Here is a 15,636-nt window from a genome sequence, read left to right as displayed (position 1 = left end):
GGGACAATTTTGGGGTCCGGGCGACCAGTTTCAGTCGCGGGACAGGCCACTAGGCTATCATCGACCCTTCGTATTCCAGCCGCGTCCCGCCCTGACCCCATGATCCGACGCTCCGTTATGCTGTCCGCGCCCGTCCGCCTCGCCGCCCTGATGCTGGTGCTGCTCTTCGTCGCCACCGGCTGCCACCGTGGTACCAAGGACAAGAATCCGGATGAAGGCCTGCCGGTTGAGCAGCTCTATGAAAAGAGCCACAAGCTCATGGAAGGGGGGAACTGGAGCGGTGCCGAAGCCAGCTTCCGCCGCCTGGTAGCCCAATACCCGTATGGCCCGTATACCGAACAGGCCATGATCGAAAGCGCCTACGCGCAGTACAAGGCCGGCAAGCACGATGACGCGGTGTCCAGCGTGGACCGCTTCATCCGTACCTACCCGACCCATCGCAACATCGCCTACATGTACTACCTGCGTGGCCTGGCCAATGGCAACCGCGACACGGTCTTCCTGCGCCGCGTCTGGTCGCTGGACCCGAGCCGCCGCGACCTGTCCAGCCCGCGCCAGGCCTATGCCGATTTCACCATCGTCACCGAGCGCTACCCGAACAGCCGCTACGCCGCCGACGCGCGCCAGCGGATGATCGCCCTGCGCGACGTGTTCGCCCAGTACGAGCTGGACAACGCCCTGTACTACCTGCGCCGCGAGGCCTACGTCTCGGCCGCGGGCCGCGCCAACTTCCTGCTGGACAACTACCCGCAGAGCGCGTTCCAGTACGATGCCGTGGCCGCCCTGGGCGAGGCCTACACCAAGCTGGGCAACAAGACCCTGGCCGACGATGCCCGCCGCGTGCTCGAGCTGAACCAGCCCGACCACCCGTGGCTGCAGGGCAGGTGGCCGAAGTACCCGTGGATGGTCCGCAAGCTGAACCCGTTTGCCGGCGAGAAGTCCGCCAGTACCGGTGAACGTAACGCCACGATGAACCGCAAGTAAGAAAAAAGGCCCCGAAAGGGGCCTTTTTATTGACCCTTCTGCCTAAGGAGGGACCGTCTCGGTTCAGGGGCCGGAGCGGGCGGTTGAGAGAACAACCATCGAAAGGGACGCGGTATAGCTGGGCGTGATCAGGTGAATCGGCCCCAACATCACCGTCCAGCCCGCCCGGTTCTCGTTGTAAAAATTCACCTATTAGGGTATTTTTTTGCCATGGGAAGACAAGGACGTTGACCTCAACCCACACGGTGGACCCAATGGCAACGAAAAAACTTCCCAAGGGCGTGACGCGACGGCCCGATGGTGTGCTGGAAAAGCTGACCGCTCATTTCGATATCGGGCACATCAAGGCCGACTCGCCCAGTACGGGGCCACGTGCTTCACATTGAGCGCTCAACAAGGGTTCCAGGCGATGGGCCTGACCTTGGCTGAGGCAGTGGCCTCGCTTACTGCGCTCGACGGCCCGGGATGCTTCTTCAAATCGATGACGACGTATCACGATGAAAACCTGTGGCAAGACGTTTACCACGTCTCTACACCCAAGGGGCTTGCCTACGTCAAGTTACAGGTAGTGCTGCCTCCTGCAGGCTCTAGTCAGACGGCAAGGCTCGTTATTTCATTCAAGGCGAAATGACCATGGATACCAAGACCACGAACACCAACACCCTGTCTCGCCTCACGGCCGGTCAGTGCCCTGTGTGCGGTTCGGCGGAGTCGCTGGTGCATTTCTATGGGAAAACGTTGCCTGTCACCGTGAGCGGTCTCTCCGGCACAGTGAGCGATCTGGCGGGTGAGCATTGCCAGGTTTGCGAGGAAATCTTCCTCGATGACGACAGTGCCAAGCGCTTCGCCAATGCCGGCGATGCTTTGGTGATGGAAACACGCAGGTCAGAGGGCGCACACCTCAAGGCCCTGCGTAAACGGCTGGGCCTGACCCAAGGGGAAGTAGGCCTGTTGATCGGTGGTGGCCACAACGGCGTATCACGGTATGAACGCGGCCAGTCGGACCCGGGTCCCGCAGCGTTCAACCTCCTTCACCTACTGAACAAAAACCCCCTGCTTGCCGGGGAACTTCCGGGCGTGATGGTGACAAAAGTCAGCCCGCAGAAGCGTCACTTTGCGGCCACAGCGAAAGCCAAGGGATTCAAGCCCAACAAGGTTATTCATGTGGGTAACGAGTGGGTCGTCATCAACGTGTGCGGCAGTGATGTGCTGGGTACGGGCAGCCGTGCCGGTAAGCGGACGGCTGCTACAAAAGAAGTTGACGTGAGCCGACTGGTGGCCGCAAAGGCGGCCACCGAACGACCCGGGGGACCCCACGCAAAGCGGACGGCGGCAAAATCCGCGGTGGCGAAAAAGGCCCGCTGACCAGCACGCAGCAGCTCACGCGGATGACTGGTCAGAGGCTCGTTCAAACATACGCCGGCCGTCGCCAACCTGGGTTGCGTGCCGTCGGCATACATAATCTGCCCGTGTGTTGAATTGCCACGCCGACCAACGGTCGGCGCCTACCCGCTGGCTTCTCAGCCCTTGTACCCATTGCTGATCGGGTACCGGCGCTCACGCCCGAACGCCCGGCGCGAGACCTTCGGGCCCGGTGCAGCCTGGTGGCGCTTCCACTCGCTGGTGCGCACCAGGCGCAGCACACGGTCCACCACCTCGGCGGCATATCCGGCGGCCACGATCTCCTCGCGCGACTGCTCCTGGTCCACGTAGCGGTACAGGATGCCGTCCAGCACGTCGTAGGCGGGCAGCGAGTCCTGGTCGGTCTGGTTGGCGCGCAGCTCGGCCGAGGGCGGGCGGGAAATCACCGCCGGCGGGATCACCGGGGCGCCGCCCACGGTATTGCGCCACTTGGAGAGCCCGAACACCTCCGTCTTGTACAGGTCCTTGAGCGGGGCATAGCCGCCGCACATGTCGCCGTAGATGGTCGCGTAGCCCACCGCGTACTCGCTTTTGTTGCCCGTGGTCAGCAGCAGCCCGCCGAACTTGTTGGACAGCGCCATCAGGATCACGCCGCGGCTGCGCGACTGCAGGTTCTCTTCGGTCACATCGGCTGCCTGCCCCTCGAACATGGGGCCGAGCGCGGCCATCAGGCCTTCGAACACCGGCTCGATCGAGACCGCTTCCAGTTTCACGCCCAGCGCGCGGCACTGCTCGGCCGCCAGGTCGTTGGACATGTCCGCCGTGTAGCGCGACGGCAGCCGGACTGCGGTGACGTTGGCCGCGCCCAGCGCATCCACCGCCATCGCCAGCACCAGGGCCGAATCGATGCCACCGGACAGCCCCAGCCAGACTTTCTTGAAGCCGTTCTTGCGGCAGTAGTCCTGGATCCCGCGGGTTACCGCGCGCCAGGCCAGCGCATCCATGCTCTCGTCGCCGTCGTCCATCCACTCGCGCGGCAAGAAGCGGCGCGCATCGGCGTCGTAATCCACGACCAGCCACTGGTCGGTGAAGGCCGCGGCCGCCGGATGCACCGTGCCATCGCCATCGGCGACGACCGAGGCGCCATCGAACACCAGCGCGTCCTGGCCGCCCACCACGTTCAGATAGGCAATCGCCGCCCCGCTCTCGCGGGTGCGCTCGGCCAGCAGCGCATCGCGCTGCGCGTGCTTGCCACGCTCGTAGGGGGAGGCATTGGGCACGATCACCAACTGCGCGCCGGCGCGCACGGTATCGGCCAGCGGTTCGGCGAACCACAGGTCTTCGCAGACCAGCACGCCGACCGGCACGCCCTTCAGCTCGAACACGCAGCTGCCGCCGTCCGGATCGACATCGAAGTATCGGCGCTCATCGAACACTGCGTAATTGGGCAGCTCGCGCTTGCGGTAGGTGTGTTCGACCTTGCCATCGCGCAGCACGCTGGCTGCGTTGTAGACCACCGCACCCGCCGCCTGTGGCCAGCCAACCACGGCCGCGATGCCGGTGGTGGCCGCCGCGATGCGCTCCAGCGCCTGCTGGCAGTCGTACAGGAAGCCCGGGCGCAGCAGCAGATCCTCCGGCGGGTAGCCGCTGATCGCCAGCTCCGGGAACACCACCAGCTCGGCCCCGTACTCATCGCGCGCCTCGGCGATCATCGCGATAATGGTGTCGGTGTTCTGCGCCACTGCGCCAACCGGAAAATCGAACTGCGCCAGGGCAATGCGGAGCGACGTCATGGGGGTCCAGCCTGTGGTTGCAATACGCTCATTGTAGTGCCGGCCGCTGGCCGGCAACCACGCATTCGGCGGCAGCACGATGAGGCGCCGGCCAGCGGCCGGCACTACGTGGCGTGCGTACCGACCAACGGTCGGTACCTACCGGTCCGGGTAGTGCCTGAAACGCAGAAAGGCCGCCCGGAGGCGGCCTTTCTGTTTCAAGCAGCCGAGCATGGCTCGGCTCTACCCGATCGTCAGCCGCTGCGCGGCTGCGGTCTTATTTGACCAGCTTGGCGATGGCAGCGCCCAGGTCGCCCGGCGAGCGGACGGTGACGACACCGGCAGCTTCCATGGCGGCGAACTTGCCTTCCGCGGTGCCCTTGCCGCCCGATGCGATCGCACCGGCGTGGCCCATGCGCTTGCCGGCCGGAGCCGAGGCGCCCGCGATGAAACCGACGACCGGCTTCTTCACGTGGTTCTTGATGTACTCGGCACCGGCTTCTTCAGCGTCACCGCCGATTTCGCCGACCATGATGATGCCTTCGGTCTGCGGATCTTCGTTGAACAGCTTCAGGCAGTCGACGAAGTTCAGGCCGTTGATCGGGTCACCACCGATGCCGATGCAGGTGGACTGGCCCAGGCCGACTTCCGTGGTCTGCTTGACCGCTTCATAGGTCAGGGTGCCCGAACGCGACACGATGCCGATCTTGCCCGGCTTGTGGATGTGGCCCGGCATGATGCCGATCTTGCACTCACCCGGGGTGATGACGCCCGGGCAGTTCGGCCCGATCAGCACGGTGTCCGGATGCGAGCGGGTCAGCACGTTCTTGACGCGCAGCATGTCCAGCACCGGGATGCCTTCGGTGATGCACACGATGACCTGGATGCCGGCAGCGGCCGCTTCCAGGATCGCGTCAGCCGCGTACGGCGGCGGCACGTAGATGACCGAAGCGTTGGCGCCGGTGCTCTGCACGGCGTCGGCAACGGTGTTGAAGACCGGCAGGTCGATGTGGGTGGTGCCGCCCTTGCCGGGGGTCACGCCGCCAACAACCTGGGTGCCGTACTCGATCATCTGAGTGGCGTGGAAGGTGCCCTGCTGGCCGGTGAAGCCCTGCACGATCACCTTGGTGTTCTTGTTAATCAAAACAGACATTGGATTTCCTTCGGTGTCGGATCAGGCAGCGTTCTTGACAGCTTCGACGACCTTCTTGGCACCGTCGTTGATGTTGTCGGCCGGGATGATGGCCATGCCGCTGTCACGCAGCAGCTGCTTGCCTTCTTCCACGTTGGTGCCTTCCAGGCGCACCACGACCGGAACCTTGACGCCCACTTCCTTGACCGCGGCGATGATGCCTTCGGCAATCATGTCGCAGCGGACGATGCCGCCGAAGATGTTGACGAAGATGCCTTCGACCTTGTCCGAGGACAGGATCAGCTTGAACGCTTCGATGACGCGCTGCTTGTTCGCACCGCCGCCCACGTCCAGGAAGTTCGCCGGCTCGCCGCCGTTGAGCTTGATGACGTCCATGGTGGCCATGGCCAGGCCGGCGCCATTGACCATGCAGCCGATGTTGCCGTCCATGGTGACGTAATTGATGTCCAGCTCCGAAGCGGTCACTTCGGTCTCGTCTTCCTGGGTCTTGTCGCGCATGGCGACCAGCGCCTTCTGACGGAACGCGGCGTTGTCGTCGCTGTCGAACTTGCCGTCCAGCGCGTACAGGTTGCCGTCGTCCAGGATGGCCAGCGGGTTGATTTCAACCAGGGCCAGGTCCTTTTCGTTGAACAGGCGGTACAGGTTCACCATGATGCTGGCGAACTGGCCGGCCTGCTTGGCGGTCAGGCCCAGCTTGAAGCCGAAATCACGGCCGTGGTAACCCTGCACGCCTTCAACGAAATCGACGTTGAGCGAGTGGATCAGCTCGGGGGTTTCAGCGGCGACCTGCTCGATCTCCACGCCGCCTTCCGAAGAGGCGATGTAGGTGATGGTCTTGGTGCCACGGTCGACCAGCACCGACAGGTACAGTTCCTTGACGATCTCGCCGGCGGTGGTCACCAGCACCAGGTTGACCGGGAGTTCGACGCCGGCGGTCTGGTAGGTGGCCATCTTGGTGCCGAGCATCTTGGCCGCAGCGGCCTTCACGTCGTCGGTGGTCTTGCAGAACTTGACGCCGCCAGCCTTGCCGCGGCCGCCAGCGTGGATCTGCGCCTTGACCATCCAGGGGCCCTGGCCCAGGGCGTTGGCAGCTTCAACCGCTTCGTCCGGGGTAGCCGCGACCTTGCCGGCCGGAACGGGAATGCCGTACTCGGCAAGCAGCTGTTTTGACTGGTATTCGTGGAAATTCATGCGTCACCGTGGGAATAGGAACGACCGCACGCATCTCCAAGGCTCCCTCACGGGGGCGCCGGTCAGGACCGCGGCGGGCCCACTATTGTGGACGACCCAGCGCGCGTGCGCAAAGAAGTCCGTCCGGAGACAGCCACGCCAGCGGGTTTCCGGCGCAATTTCAGACAGTTGCGGCAGGGGCCGGAAACCGCCTTGCGGACGCCTCGCCGCACCGCCGCGCAGCCGGTCGGCGCCCGCCCACCGTCCCGCCTTCACACGCCCGGCCCCGGCCGCCCGCCCCCAAACCCGGCCGGACCCCCTACACTGCCCCCGTGCCAGAAGGGGAGTTCCGGCGTGTCACCCAGTGCTTCATTGATCGACCGCATCGAATCGATACCGCGGCGCGAGCTGTATTTCTTCGCGTTGTACCGCCTGCTGATGGCCACCGTCATCGGCGCGCTGCTGTTCAGCCCGTTGACCAGCCTGGTCGGGGCCGCCGACCACCCGAAGCTGGCGACGATCGTGGCCAGCGGCTACCTGCTGGTGGCCGTGCTGGTGCTGCTGTTCGGCCGCAACGAGCGCTGGCTGCGCACCATCGTGGTGTGGAGCGTGGCCGCCGACATCATCGCTGCCACCCTGCTCGCCCATGCCCTGCCCGGGGCCAGCGCGGGCATCTCGATGTCGCTGCTGTTCAACATCGCCGCGGCCGCCACCCTGCTGCCCTTGAGCATGGGGCTGGGCCTGGCCGCTGCCGCCAGCGCCGCCACCGCCGGCGAATACCTCTGGAAACAACTCGAAGGCGGCGACCCGACCCGCACCCTGGCCGAGCTGGCGATGTTCGTCACCAGCTACCTGGCCATCGCCTTCATCAGTTACCAGGTCGGCAACCGTGCCCGCATGAACCAGCAGCTGGCCAACCAGCGCGGCGATGAAGTGGCCAACCTGTTCCAGATCAACGAGCTGATCATCCGCCGCATGCGCACCGGCGTGATCGTGGTCGATGGTGCCAACCGCATCACCCTGGCCAACGAGGCCGCCTCCACCCTGCTCGGCGATGCCGACGGCAACAGTGGCAGCGGCCGGCTGGAACTGGGCAGCGCCGCGCCCGAGCTCAGCCGCCGGCTGCAGCGCTGGCGCAACGGCTGGACCAACGAGGAAATGCCGCTGCAGCTCTCGCCGGACCAGCCCGAAGTGCAGCCGCGTTTTGCCCGCCTGCTTGCCGGCAGCGACCTCACCCTGGTGTTCCTGGACGACTCCACCGTGGTCTCGCGGCGTGCCGAATCCTTGACGCTCTCGGCGATGGGCCGCTTCTCGGCCAGCCTCGCCCATGAGATCCGCAACCCGCTGGCAGCGATCAACTACGCCGCCCAGCTGCTGGAAGAATCCACCGACATCGGCGACACCGACCGCCGCCTGCTGCAGATCATCAACCAGCAGTGCCAGCGCACCAACGGCATCGTCGAGAGCGTGCTCGGGCTGGCCCGGCGCGAGCGCGCCAACCCGGAAAACGTGGACCTGGCCGCGTTCGTGCGCCGCTTCGTGCTCGAGTACAAACAGGGCCTCTCGCTGGAGACCGACAGCGTGGAGCCGATCATCAGCGAGACCTCGGTGCACGCCCTGGTGGACCCGCGCCACCTGCACCAGATACTCACCGTGCTGGTCCACAACGCGCTCAAGTACGGCCGCGTGGCGGAAGAGCCTGCGCGCGTGCGGCTGCGCGTGGCGCGCCAGGACCGCACCGCCATCATCGATGTGATGGACCGCGGTCCCGGCATTCCCGAGACCGTCGCCAGCCAGCTGTTCCGGCCGTTCTTCACCACCTCCGAGCATGGCACCGGGCTGGGCCTGTACATCGCCCGCGAACTCTGCCGGGCCAACCAGGCACGGCTGGAGTACGTCTCGGTGCCCGCCGGCGGCGCCTGCTTCCGGCTGGTGCTGGCCGGCCCGCACACGATGATGGCCGGATGAGCCGCGCACACCCGCTCACCACCGTCGAACATTTGTCGCCAACGACCGCCCTCCGCTATCTTCCTTCCTTATGAATGACACCCGCAGCGCCCTCGTCGTCGACGACGAGCGTGACATCCGCGAACTGCTCGTACTGACTTTGGGCCGCATGGGCCTGCGCATCAGCACCGCGGCCAACCTCGCCGAAGCCCGTGAGCTGCTGGCCAGCAACCCGTACGACCTGTGCATCACCGACATGCGGCTGCCCGATGGCAACGGCATCGAGCTGGTCACCGAGATCGCGCAGCACTACCCGCGCACGCCGGTCGCGATGATCACCGCGTTCGGCAGCATGGACCTGGCGGTGGAAGCACTGAAGGCCGGCGCGTTCGATTTCGTCAGCAAGCCGGTGGATATTTCGGTGCTGCGCGGACTGGTCAAGCACGCACTGGAACTCAACAACACCGAGCGTGCCGCGCCCGCAGCGCTGGCCCCGGAACAGGCCGCACGCCTGCTCGGCGATTCGCCGTCGATGGACGTGCTGCGCGCCACCATCGCCAAGGTCGCGCGCAGCCAGGCGCCGGTCTACATCCTCGGCGAATCCGGCGTCGGCAAGGAGCTGGTCGCCCGCACCATCCACGCGCAGAGCGCGCGTGCGCCGGGCGCATTCGTGCCGGTCAACTGCGGCGCGATTCCCTCGGAGTTGATGGAGAGCGAATTCTTCGGCCACAAGAAGGGCAGCTTCAGCGGCGCGCATGCCGACAAGCCCGGGCTGTTCCAGGCCGCGCATGGCGGCACCCTGTTCCTGGACGAAGTAGCCGAGCTGCCGCTGCAGATGCAGGTCAAGCTGCTGCGCGCGATCCAGGAGAAATCGATCCGCCCGGTCGGCGCCGCCACCGAGGTGCCGGTCGACGTGCGCATTCTCTCGGCCACGCACAAGGACCTGGGCGAGCTGGTCGAAGACGGCCGCTTCCGCCACGACCTGTATTACCGCATCAACGTGATCGAACTGCGTGTGCCGCCGCTGCGCGAGCGCCGCAGCGATCTGCCCGCACTTGCCGCCTCGATCCTGGCACGGCTGGCCCGCACCCACGGCCGCCCGACCCCGCTGCTGGCGCCCTCGGCGCTGGACGCCCTGGCCCAGTACCACTTTCCCGGCAACGTGCGCGAACTGGAGAACATCCTCGAGCGCGCCCTGGCCTTGGCCGAGGAAGACCGCATCGGCGCCAGCGACCTGCGCCTGCCGCAGCACGCGCCGCGTTTCGGCGCCGGCAATGCGCCCGCCAGCCAGGAAGAAGCGGTGGTCGACCTGCCAGCCGGCAATGGCGCCCTGCCCTCCTACATCGAGCAGATGGAGCGCACCGCGATCCAGAAAGCGCTGGAGGAGAACCGCTGGAACAAGACGCGCACGGCTGCGCAGCTGGGTATTACCTTCCGCGCGTTGCGGTACAAGCTGAAGAAGCTCGGCATGGAGTAGAGCCACCCCATGGGTGGCTGCCCAGCATCCATCGCCCCAGAAACGGAAAGGCCCGCTTGCGCGGGCCTTTCCGTATCAGCCCACCGCGCTGATCAATCCTTGGTCACCCGATTGATCTCCGCCAGACCCGTCACACCGGCGGCGGCCTTGATCAACGCCGACTGGCGCAGGTCATTGACCCCGGCCAGCTGCGCCGCTTCGGCAATCTGCAGCGCATTGCCACCGGCCAGCACGATCGTGGAAATCTCATCGGTCATCGGCATGACCTGGTACAGACCGGTACGGCCCTTGTAACCCTCGGTGCACTCATCGCAGCCGACCGGCTCGAACAGCTTGATGCCGGCGTCCAGCTGGGCCTGGGTGAAGCCTTCCGCCAGCAGCGCGTTGGCCGGCAGCTCCACCGGGCGCTTGCAGTTGTTGCACAGCCGGCGGGCCAGGCGCTGGGCGATCACCAACGTCACCGAACTGGTGATGTTGTACGGGGCGATGCCCATGTTCATCAGGCGCGCGATGGTCTGCGGCGCATCGTTGGTATGCAGCGTGGAGAGCACCATGTGGCCCGTCTGCGCCGCCTTGATCGCGATCTCGGCCGTTTCCAGGTCGCGGATTTCGCCGACCATGATGATGTCCGGATCCTGGCGCAGGAACGAGCGCAGCGCCGCGGCGAAGGTCATGCCGCGCTTGACGTTCTGCTGCACCTGGTTGACGCCGGGCAGGCGGATTTCCACCGGGTCTTCCGCGGTGGAGATGTTGCGCGTTTCATCGTTGAGGATGCCCAGCGCGGTATACAGCGACACCGTCTTACCCGAGCCGGTCGGGCCGGTGACCAGCACCATGCCATACGGCTTGTGGATCGCATCCAGGAACAGTTTCTGCTGGGCCGGCTCATAGCCGAGCTTGTCGATACCCAGCTTGGCCGCGCTGCCATCGAGGATACGCAGTACCACCTTCTCGCCGAACAGGGTCGGCAGCGTGCTGACGCGGAAGTCGATCTGGCGGGTCTTGGACAGGTTGAGCTTGATGCGCCCATCCTGCGGCACGCGTTTCTCGGCGATATCCAGCTGCGCCATCACCTTCAGGCGCGCGGCGATGCGCTGGTTGAGCTTGACCGGGGCCTTGGCCACGTTCTTGAGCAGACCATCGATGCGCAGGCGCACCCGATAGTCGTCTTCGTAGGGTTCGAAGTGGATGTCCGAGGCGCCTTTGCGGATGGCGTCGACGAGGACTTTGTTGACGAACTTTACGACGGGGGTGTCGTCGCCTTTGGCGTCGACGCCGGAGTCGATCGACCCGCCCTCTTCGTCGCCTGCGGAGACGTCCAGGTCGCCCATTTCGTCGTCAGTGCCAAGCGCTGAACCGAGCGTGTCCTGTTTGGACTGCCACTGCTCCAGCGTCCGGCGGATCTGCTCCTCATCCACCAGGATCGGCTCGACCACCAGATTGGTGTGGAACTTGATTTCGTCCAAGGAATGCGTGGGATTACTGGTACCGACGAACAGCTTGCCGCCGCGCTTGAACAGCGGCAGTACGTGGTGCTTGCGCAGCAACTCCTCGCTGACCAAGCCCATTGCGTTCTGGTTGTTGTCGAACGCTGAAACGTCCATCAGCGGCATGCCGAACTCAACCGCGTTGGCGGCTGCCAGCTGAGCACTGGTAACCAGCTTCTTCTGGGCAAACCACTGCGGCAGAGGGAGCCGCGCGGACGCAGCCTGCGTCATCGCTTCACGCGCGGCAGCCTCCTCAAGCACTCCATCCTGCACAAGACGACGGGCAATGCCAGTGATTCCGACCAGATTGGCTGACGTGACAGCGTTCATGTTCATCATTCCATTCAGTTCTCATGATGCGATTCACGACGCTCATGCATGTCAGACACGGGCGAGCCAAGTGCCGCCAGATATGTCAGCAGCCGCAATCGCCCACTACTGCGAGCATCCGGCGAGAGCTTGCTCCAGTACTTATCTTTCAGCTCACGCGCCTTTGAGGCATTCCCCATAACCAATGCAGCGTGCTGCATGGCACCGAACAGATAGTAGCCAGAAGTGCCGTCCGCCATAAGTTGCTTCCCATTCTCGCCCTGAAGCAATGCCTGGCCAAACATGAGAACGTCTTCGTGCCGACCGGCAGCCGCCGCAGACACTAGGCGCAACGCGTCGCCAGCTGAGCCCTCGTCCGTCTGGCACGCAAGCCATCGATCATTGTTCCACAGCGTGACACGCTCCGCTTCAGGCAAGTACGGGATCGTTTCCCAAGCCAGCGAAAAGATCAGGCTCGTCGCATCTACACCTGAGTCATTCAGCCTACATGCCGAGGCCACGCCCCGAAGCGCTTCAGCCTGCGTGAAATCGACGGCACTGGCCCACTTCCGCTCGACTTGAGACGCCCCGGTCATCACCAAGGACAGCTCAGCCGCCGCGCGTCGCTTGTCTAACAGACGAGATGGAAGCAAATTCTTCCTCTCGTCAAGCTCGCGGTGTAACGGGGGCGAAGAACCCAGAGCCTCTCTCATAGGCCAAGGAGCTGTCATCACTGCCTCAAAGTCACCTACCCTTGCCTGACGGAACCGAGCCGTCGGTGCGTTGAGCTTGAGAACGGGGAAATAGTCAGAGTTCTGAGATGATGGATACAGTGGAACAAATGCTCGCAACGCCTGATCATTCATCGCCAAAGTGTCCTCCAGATCCACCAAACCGTGAACTCCAATGCGAGCGAGCTCCGCACGCAGCATGGGCTGGTCAAAGACATCCGACGATAGTGCCGGCAGTTTACCCTTTGGGGTAGCCACAAGAATCAAGTCACCCTTGTTGGCAAGGTACGCGCGCACGTCAGAGAACTGCCCGACCATGCCTGCGAGCACCGAACTCACCAGCTCGGGAGTGATCTCATACAGCTGCAACCACTGCACAAATATGCCGTCTTCATTGAGATGACGCGGCACAAACGCATAGAACTCTTCAGTAAACAAGGATGCCGTCCCGCCAACCCAAGGATTGGAGGGCTCTGAGACGATTAGATCGTACTTGCGTGGACTGGCTGCGAAGTACGCCTTGGCATCATCGATCACAACATGTGAACGCGGATCTTCGAATGCACGCGTCACGCGATCGCCAAACAGCCGCGCACCTTCAATCATTGCCGGCTCTATTTCTACGGTATCCACTTGGCCTACGCGGCTGTCCCCAAGTAGCGTGTGTGTCGTCAGCCCTGACCCAAAACCAATCACACCGATGCGTTCATAGCCATCCCGCATCGCGAGTGGCAACGCACCAAGCAGGATCATCGTTGATTCGTCGCTGGTCGGCGCCTGATCCATCGAAACCGCCATGCCGGCGTCAACTTTTCCATTGGTAGCGACGGAGCGAATGGTACCGATTGCACTGTCATTCTCGTAAAGAGAAATTGTCGCCGTCGCACCGTCCCTAAAGTACAGCATTCTGGCAGATTCGCTGAGACGCGTACTGCCATGGCGGTAAACAGAGGAACTGAGTACGAGAGGATCAAAACGAACAAATGCGACAGCCGCAATGACGCCAGCGACACTAACTAGAGATGCACGAAGGGCCGGATGATGAAGGTAGGACGCGACGTTCGAACTGCTGTACTGCAGCAGCCAAAGCCCCAACCCAAGGTCAACTGCCGCAGCCACGATCAATGCGTACTTCAAGCCCAACATAGGCATGAGAATATGCACCGCAGCCAGCACACCCAATATGGCGCCAACAGTGTTGAATGCATACGTCTGACCGATAGCCTTCTCACCGTGACCCGCCCGCAAGAGTACGAGCGTGAGCAACGGAAGCGTCATACCCGCGAAGAATGCAGCGGGAAACATCACGAGCGCCGCAATCACTGCACTGGCCAGATTGTAGAGACCGTAGCCGTCCGCACTGCGGACAATAACTCGCATCAACCATCCCACCCACTCGAACGACTGGGCATACACAAACATCGAAGCGAGCGCAGCGAGGCCCATCCAAATTTGGACCCATCCAGCCACACGCAAGGGCGACAGCATGCGGTCGGCGCGGTGACGCAGCCAGAAACCGCCGAATGCGATGCCTGCAATAAACGCAGCTAGCATCAGTTCAAAGGAATGCAGCGTCGTACCAAGTGCGAGCGAAAGCATGCGCACCCAAGTGATTTCGTAGACAAAGGAAGACGCTCCGGTCAAAGCGGCTACCAGCAACACCATGACTACGAGGCGAGAGTTAGTCGGCGGTTCATTTGCAGAGGCCGAGAGAGCAACAGAAGTTGGCGTCGCAGCATGTACATTGCGACTCAAGGGGTACACCAGCACTGCTACTGCGAAGTTCAGCAGCCCTGCAGCCATGACTGTACCAGGCAAACCAACGGCAGGCAGAAGTAGATACGTTGAGGCTAGGGCACCACATGCTGCACCCAAGCTGTTGGAAAAATACAAACCTGCGAGCACTTGGCCCTGCGCGTTCGGCTGCATCCGCATGTAGCCGGCGCTCATCAACGGGAAAGTCGCACCTAGCAGCACACACTGTGGGAGAACCAACACCGTCGCGAGCACCCAGCGGAAAGAAGACAGCGAAGCTCCCTCCAGTCCGGGCATGACCTGCGTGTAGGCCCAGCTAGTAACCGCCTGGAATATCTCATCAAATCCGAGACCAAGCGCACCGATGAGCAGTTCAATGATGGCGTAGACCAGAAGCGGCCTGCGCAAACTGCTACTGCGCCTACTCACCAGCCACGCGCCAACAGCCATGCCCCCCATAAACAGCATGAGGACCAGCGATTGGGCGTGGGATGAGTGACCGAGGAACAGGCCAAGGTACTGTGTCCAGATGGACTGATAAATAAGCCCTGCAAATCCCGAAAGAACAAAGATCGCGAGAAGCCAGTTACCTCGAGCATTGCTAAATCTGATCACAACTCCCCCATCAACACGTATTCTTGCCCCATACACGCAGCCCTTGCGTGCCATTCCCAAGCTTACGCTCATTAATCTGAAAGCTCGACGGTGGCTCTTCAAGCGACGCTACCCGAGTCCTTCAGCAATCGCCAAAACCTGTATTCGAGCAACTGCAATTTGGCTGCCAGCTTCCCGCTCAATCAAATACACCGGCCACTCTGACTTCAAAAACAAGGAAAGGGGGCAAAGCCCCCTTTCCAGCACCACAATACTTGAGCTAACGAAGAAGCTGTTAGTCAGCCTTGGTCGCCGCGCCCTGGCAGCTACCCGGACGATACTTGCTTTCGATCGTACCTTCGCAGGTCCAGCTCGGCAGGACGCCATCTTCCAACTTCGTTGCATCCGGAGTCAGGGTGATGGTCTTGGTATCGATATCGTCAGAAATGTTCTGAGCGGTAGCAGTGATCGTCTTGCCGGTGGCATCCCATGCCAGCGACTTGACATACTGGGTTTCCTGGAAGTCTGGCACCCAAGTGGCAGGCGGCAACGCATTGTTGCTTGCGACGTACTCAGAGAGATCCGTACGCAGTGACGAAGCGGCGAGGATCACTTCCGAGACCTTGGCCTTCTTGGTGTAGTTCGAGTATGCCGGCAGCGCGATAGCGGCCAGGATGGCAATGATCGCGACAACGATCATCAGTTCGATCAGGGTAAAGCCCTGCTGCTTCTTCATGAGTACATCCCCTAGAGGTAGAAATATAGATAGGGCACTGGGCCATTGCCTAACCGGCGAACCGGGTGAGCGAGGCGGGCGCCCTGTGCGGGTGGATCGAAGCAGGTTGCGTGCCAACAGTGCCAGCAATGCTCCCCAGCATTCCCCGGCGCAATGATG

General features: G+C 63.0%; 11 protein-coding genes. 5 read left to right on the top strand and 6 right to left on the bottom strand.

The window, feature by feature from the left end:
* Nucleotides 1-99 precede the first annotated feature (99 nt).
* From HDC96_RS12415 to HDC96_RS12405, 3 genes are all read left to right on the top strand, one after another.
* Complete coding sequence (locus HDC96_RS12415; RefSeq protein ID WP_179460236.1) at nt 100-984, top strand: outer membrane protein assembly factor BamD; 885 nt, start codon at nt 100-102, stop codon at nt 982-984.
* A gap of 205 nt (nt 985-1,189) precedes the next feature.
* Nucleotides 1,190-1,615, top strand: a complete 426-nt coding sequence (locus HDC96_RS18395; protein ID WP_257018706.1) for a type II toxin-antitoxin system MqsR family toxin — start codon at nt 1,190-1,192, stop codon at nt 1,613-1,615.
* Nucleotides 1,616-1,617: 2 nt separating this feature from the next.
* Nucleotides 1,618-2,349: a type II toxin-antitoxin system MqsA family antitoxin gene (locus tag HDC96_RS12405; RefSeq protein WP_179460234.1), complete on the top strand. Its 732-nt coding sequence runs from the start codon at nt 1,618-1,620 to the stop codon at nt 2,347-2,349.
* A gap of 155 nt (nt 2,350-2,504) precedes the next feature.
* Here HDC96_RS12405 and HDC96_RS12400 read toward each other — a convergent pair whose 3' ends face one another.
* The 3 genes from HDC96_RS12400 to sucC all read right to left on the bottom strand — a co-directional run bounded on the left by HDC96_RS12400 (nt 2,505) and on the right by sucC (nt 6,462).
* Nucleotides 2,505-4,139 carry an NAD+ synthase gene (locus HDC96_RS12400; protein ID WP_179460233.1) on the bottom strand — a complete coding sequence of 545 codons (1,635 nt, stop codon included), beginning with the start codon at nt 4,137-4,139 and terminating at the stop codon, nt 2,505-2,507.
* A gap of 256 nt (nt 4,140-4,395) precedes the next feature.
* Nucleotides 4,396-5,271, bottom strand: coding sequence for a succinate--CoA ligase subunit alpha (gene sucD / locus HDC96_RS12395; protein ID WP_176988385.1), 876 nt, complete (start codon nt 5,269-5,271; stop codon nt 4,396-4,398).
* 21 nt (nt 5,272-5,292) lie between these two features.
* A complete protein-coding gene (gene sucC, locus HDC96_RS12390) occupies nt 5,293-6,462 on the bottom strand; it encodes an ADP-forming succinate--CoA ligase subunit beta (protein WP_179460232.1) in 1,170 nt (389 codons plus the stop codon).
* Nucleotides 6,463-6,795: 333 nt separating this feature from the next.
* Between sucC and HDC96_RS12385 the strand changes: the two genes are divergently transcribed.
* Both HDC96_RS12385 and HDC96_RS12380 read left to right on the top strand, forming a co-directional pair.
* A complete protein-coding gene (locus tag HDC96_RS12385; protein WP_179460231.1) occupies nt 6,796-8,409 on the top strand; it encodes an ATP-binding protein in 1,614 nt (537 codons plus the stop codon).
* A gap of 70 nt (nt 8,410-8,479) precedes the next feature.
* Nucleotides 8,480-9,865 (top strand): sigma-54 dependent transcriptional regulator, encoded by a 1,386-nt coding sequence (locus tag HDC96_RS12380; RefSeq protein WP_179460230.1) that lies wholly within the window; start codon nt 8,480-8,482, stop codon nt 9,863-9,865.
* A 92-nt stretch (nt 9,866-9,957) separates the two neighbouring features.
* Here the strand turns inward: HDC96_RS12380 and pilB are convergent, their stop codons facing one another.
* The 3 genes from pilB to HDC96_RS12365 all read right to left on the bottom strand — a co-directional run bounded on the left by pilB (nt 9,958) and on the right by HDC96_RS12365 (nt 15,477).
* On the bottom strand, nt 9,958-11,682 hold the full coding sequence (gene pilB, locus HDC96_RS12375; RefSeq protein ID WP_179460229.1) for a type IV-A pilus assembly ATPase PilB: 1,725 nt from the start codon (nt 11,680-11,682) through the stop codon (nt 9,958-9,960).
* A 14-nt stretch (nt 11,683-11,696) separates the two neighbouring features.
* Complete coding sequence (locus tag HDC96_RS12370; protein WP_179460228.1) at nt 11,697-14,816, bottom strand: fused MFS/spermidine synthase; 3,120 nt, start codon at nt 14,814-14,816, stop codon at nt 11,697-11,699.
* 220 nt (nt 14,817-15,036) lie between these two features.
* Entirely contained in the window at nt 15,037-15,477 is a 441-nt protein-coding gene (locus HDC96_RS12365; RefSeq protein ID WP_179460227.1) for a pilin, read from the bottom strand.
* Nucleotides 15,478-15,636 lie beyond the last annotated feature (159 nt).

The sequence above is a fragment of the Stenotrophomonas sp. JAI102 genome (genome assembly GCF_013409105.1).
GTDB lineage: Bacteria > Pseudomonadota > Gammaproteobacteria > Xanthomonadales > Xanthomonadaceae > Stenotrophomonas > Stenotrophomonas maltophilia_AA.
This window is presented reverse-complemented; position numbering and strand designations above follow the sequence as displayed.

Coding starts and splice junctions, on each gene's coding strand:
- HDC96_RS12415 (WP_179460236.1), top strand. CDS start 100: ATGATCCGACGCTCCGTTATGCTGTCCGCGCCCGTCCGCCTCGCCGCC.
- HDC96_RS12405 (WP_179460234.1), top strand. CDS start 1,618: ATGGATACCAAGACCACGAACACCAACACCCTGTCTCGCCTCACGGCC.
- HDC96_RS12400 (WP_179460233.1), bottom strand. CDS start 4,139: ATGACGTCGCTCCGCATTGCCCTGGCGCAGTTCGATTTTCCGGTTGGC.
- sucD (WP_176988385.1), bottom strand. CDS start 5,271: ATGTCTGTTTTGATTAACAAGAACACCAAGGTGATCGTGCAGGGCTTC.
- sucC (WP_179460232.1), bottom strand. CDS start 6,462: ATGAATTTCCACGAATACCAGTCAAAACAGCTGCTTGCCGAGTACGGC.
- HDC96_RS12380 (WP_179460230.1), top strand. CDS start 8,480: ATGAATGACACCCGCAGCGCCCTCGTCGTCGACGACGAGCGTGACATC.
- pilB (WP_179460229.1), bottom strand. CDS start 11,682: ATGAACGCTGTCACGTCAGCCAATCTGGTCGGAATCACTGGCATTGCC.
- HDC96_RS12370 (WP_179460228.1), bottom strand. CDS start 14,816: ATGGCACGCAAGGGCTGCGTGTATGGGGCAAGAATACGTGTTGATGGG.
- HDC96_RS12365 (WP_179460227.1), bottom strand. CDS start 15,477: ATGAAGAAGCAGCAGGGCTTTACCCTGATCGAACTGATGATCGTTGTC.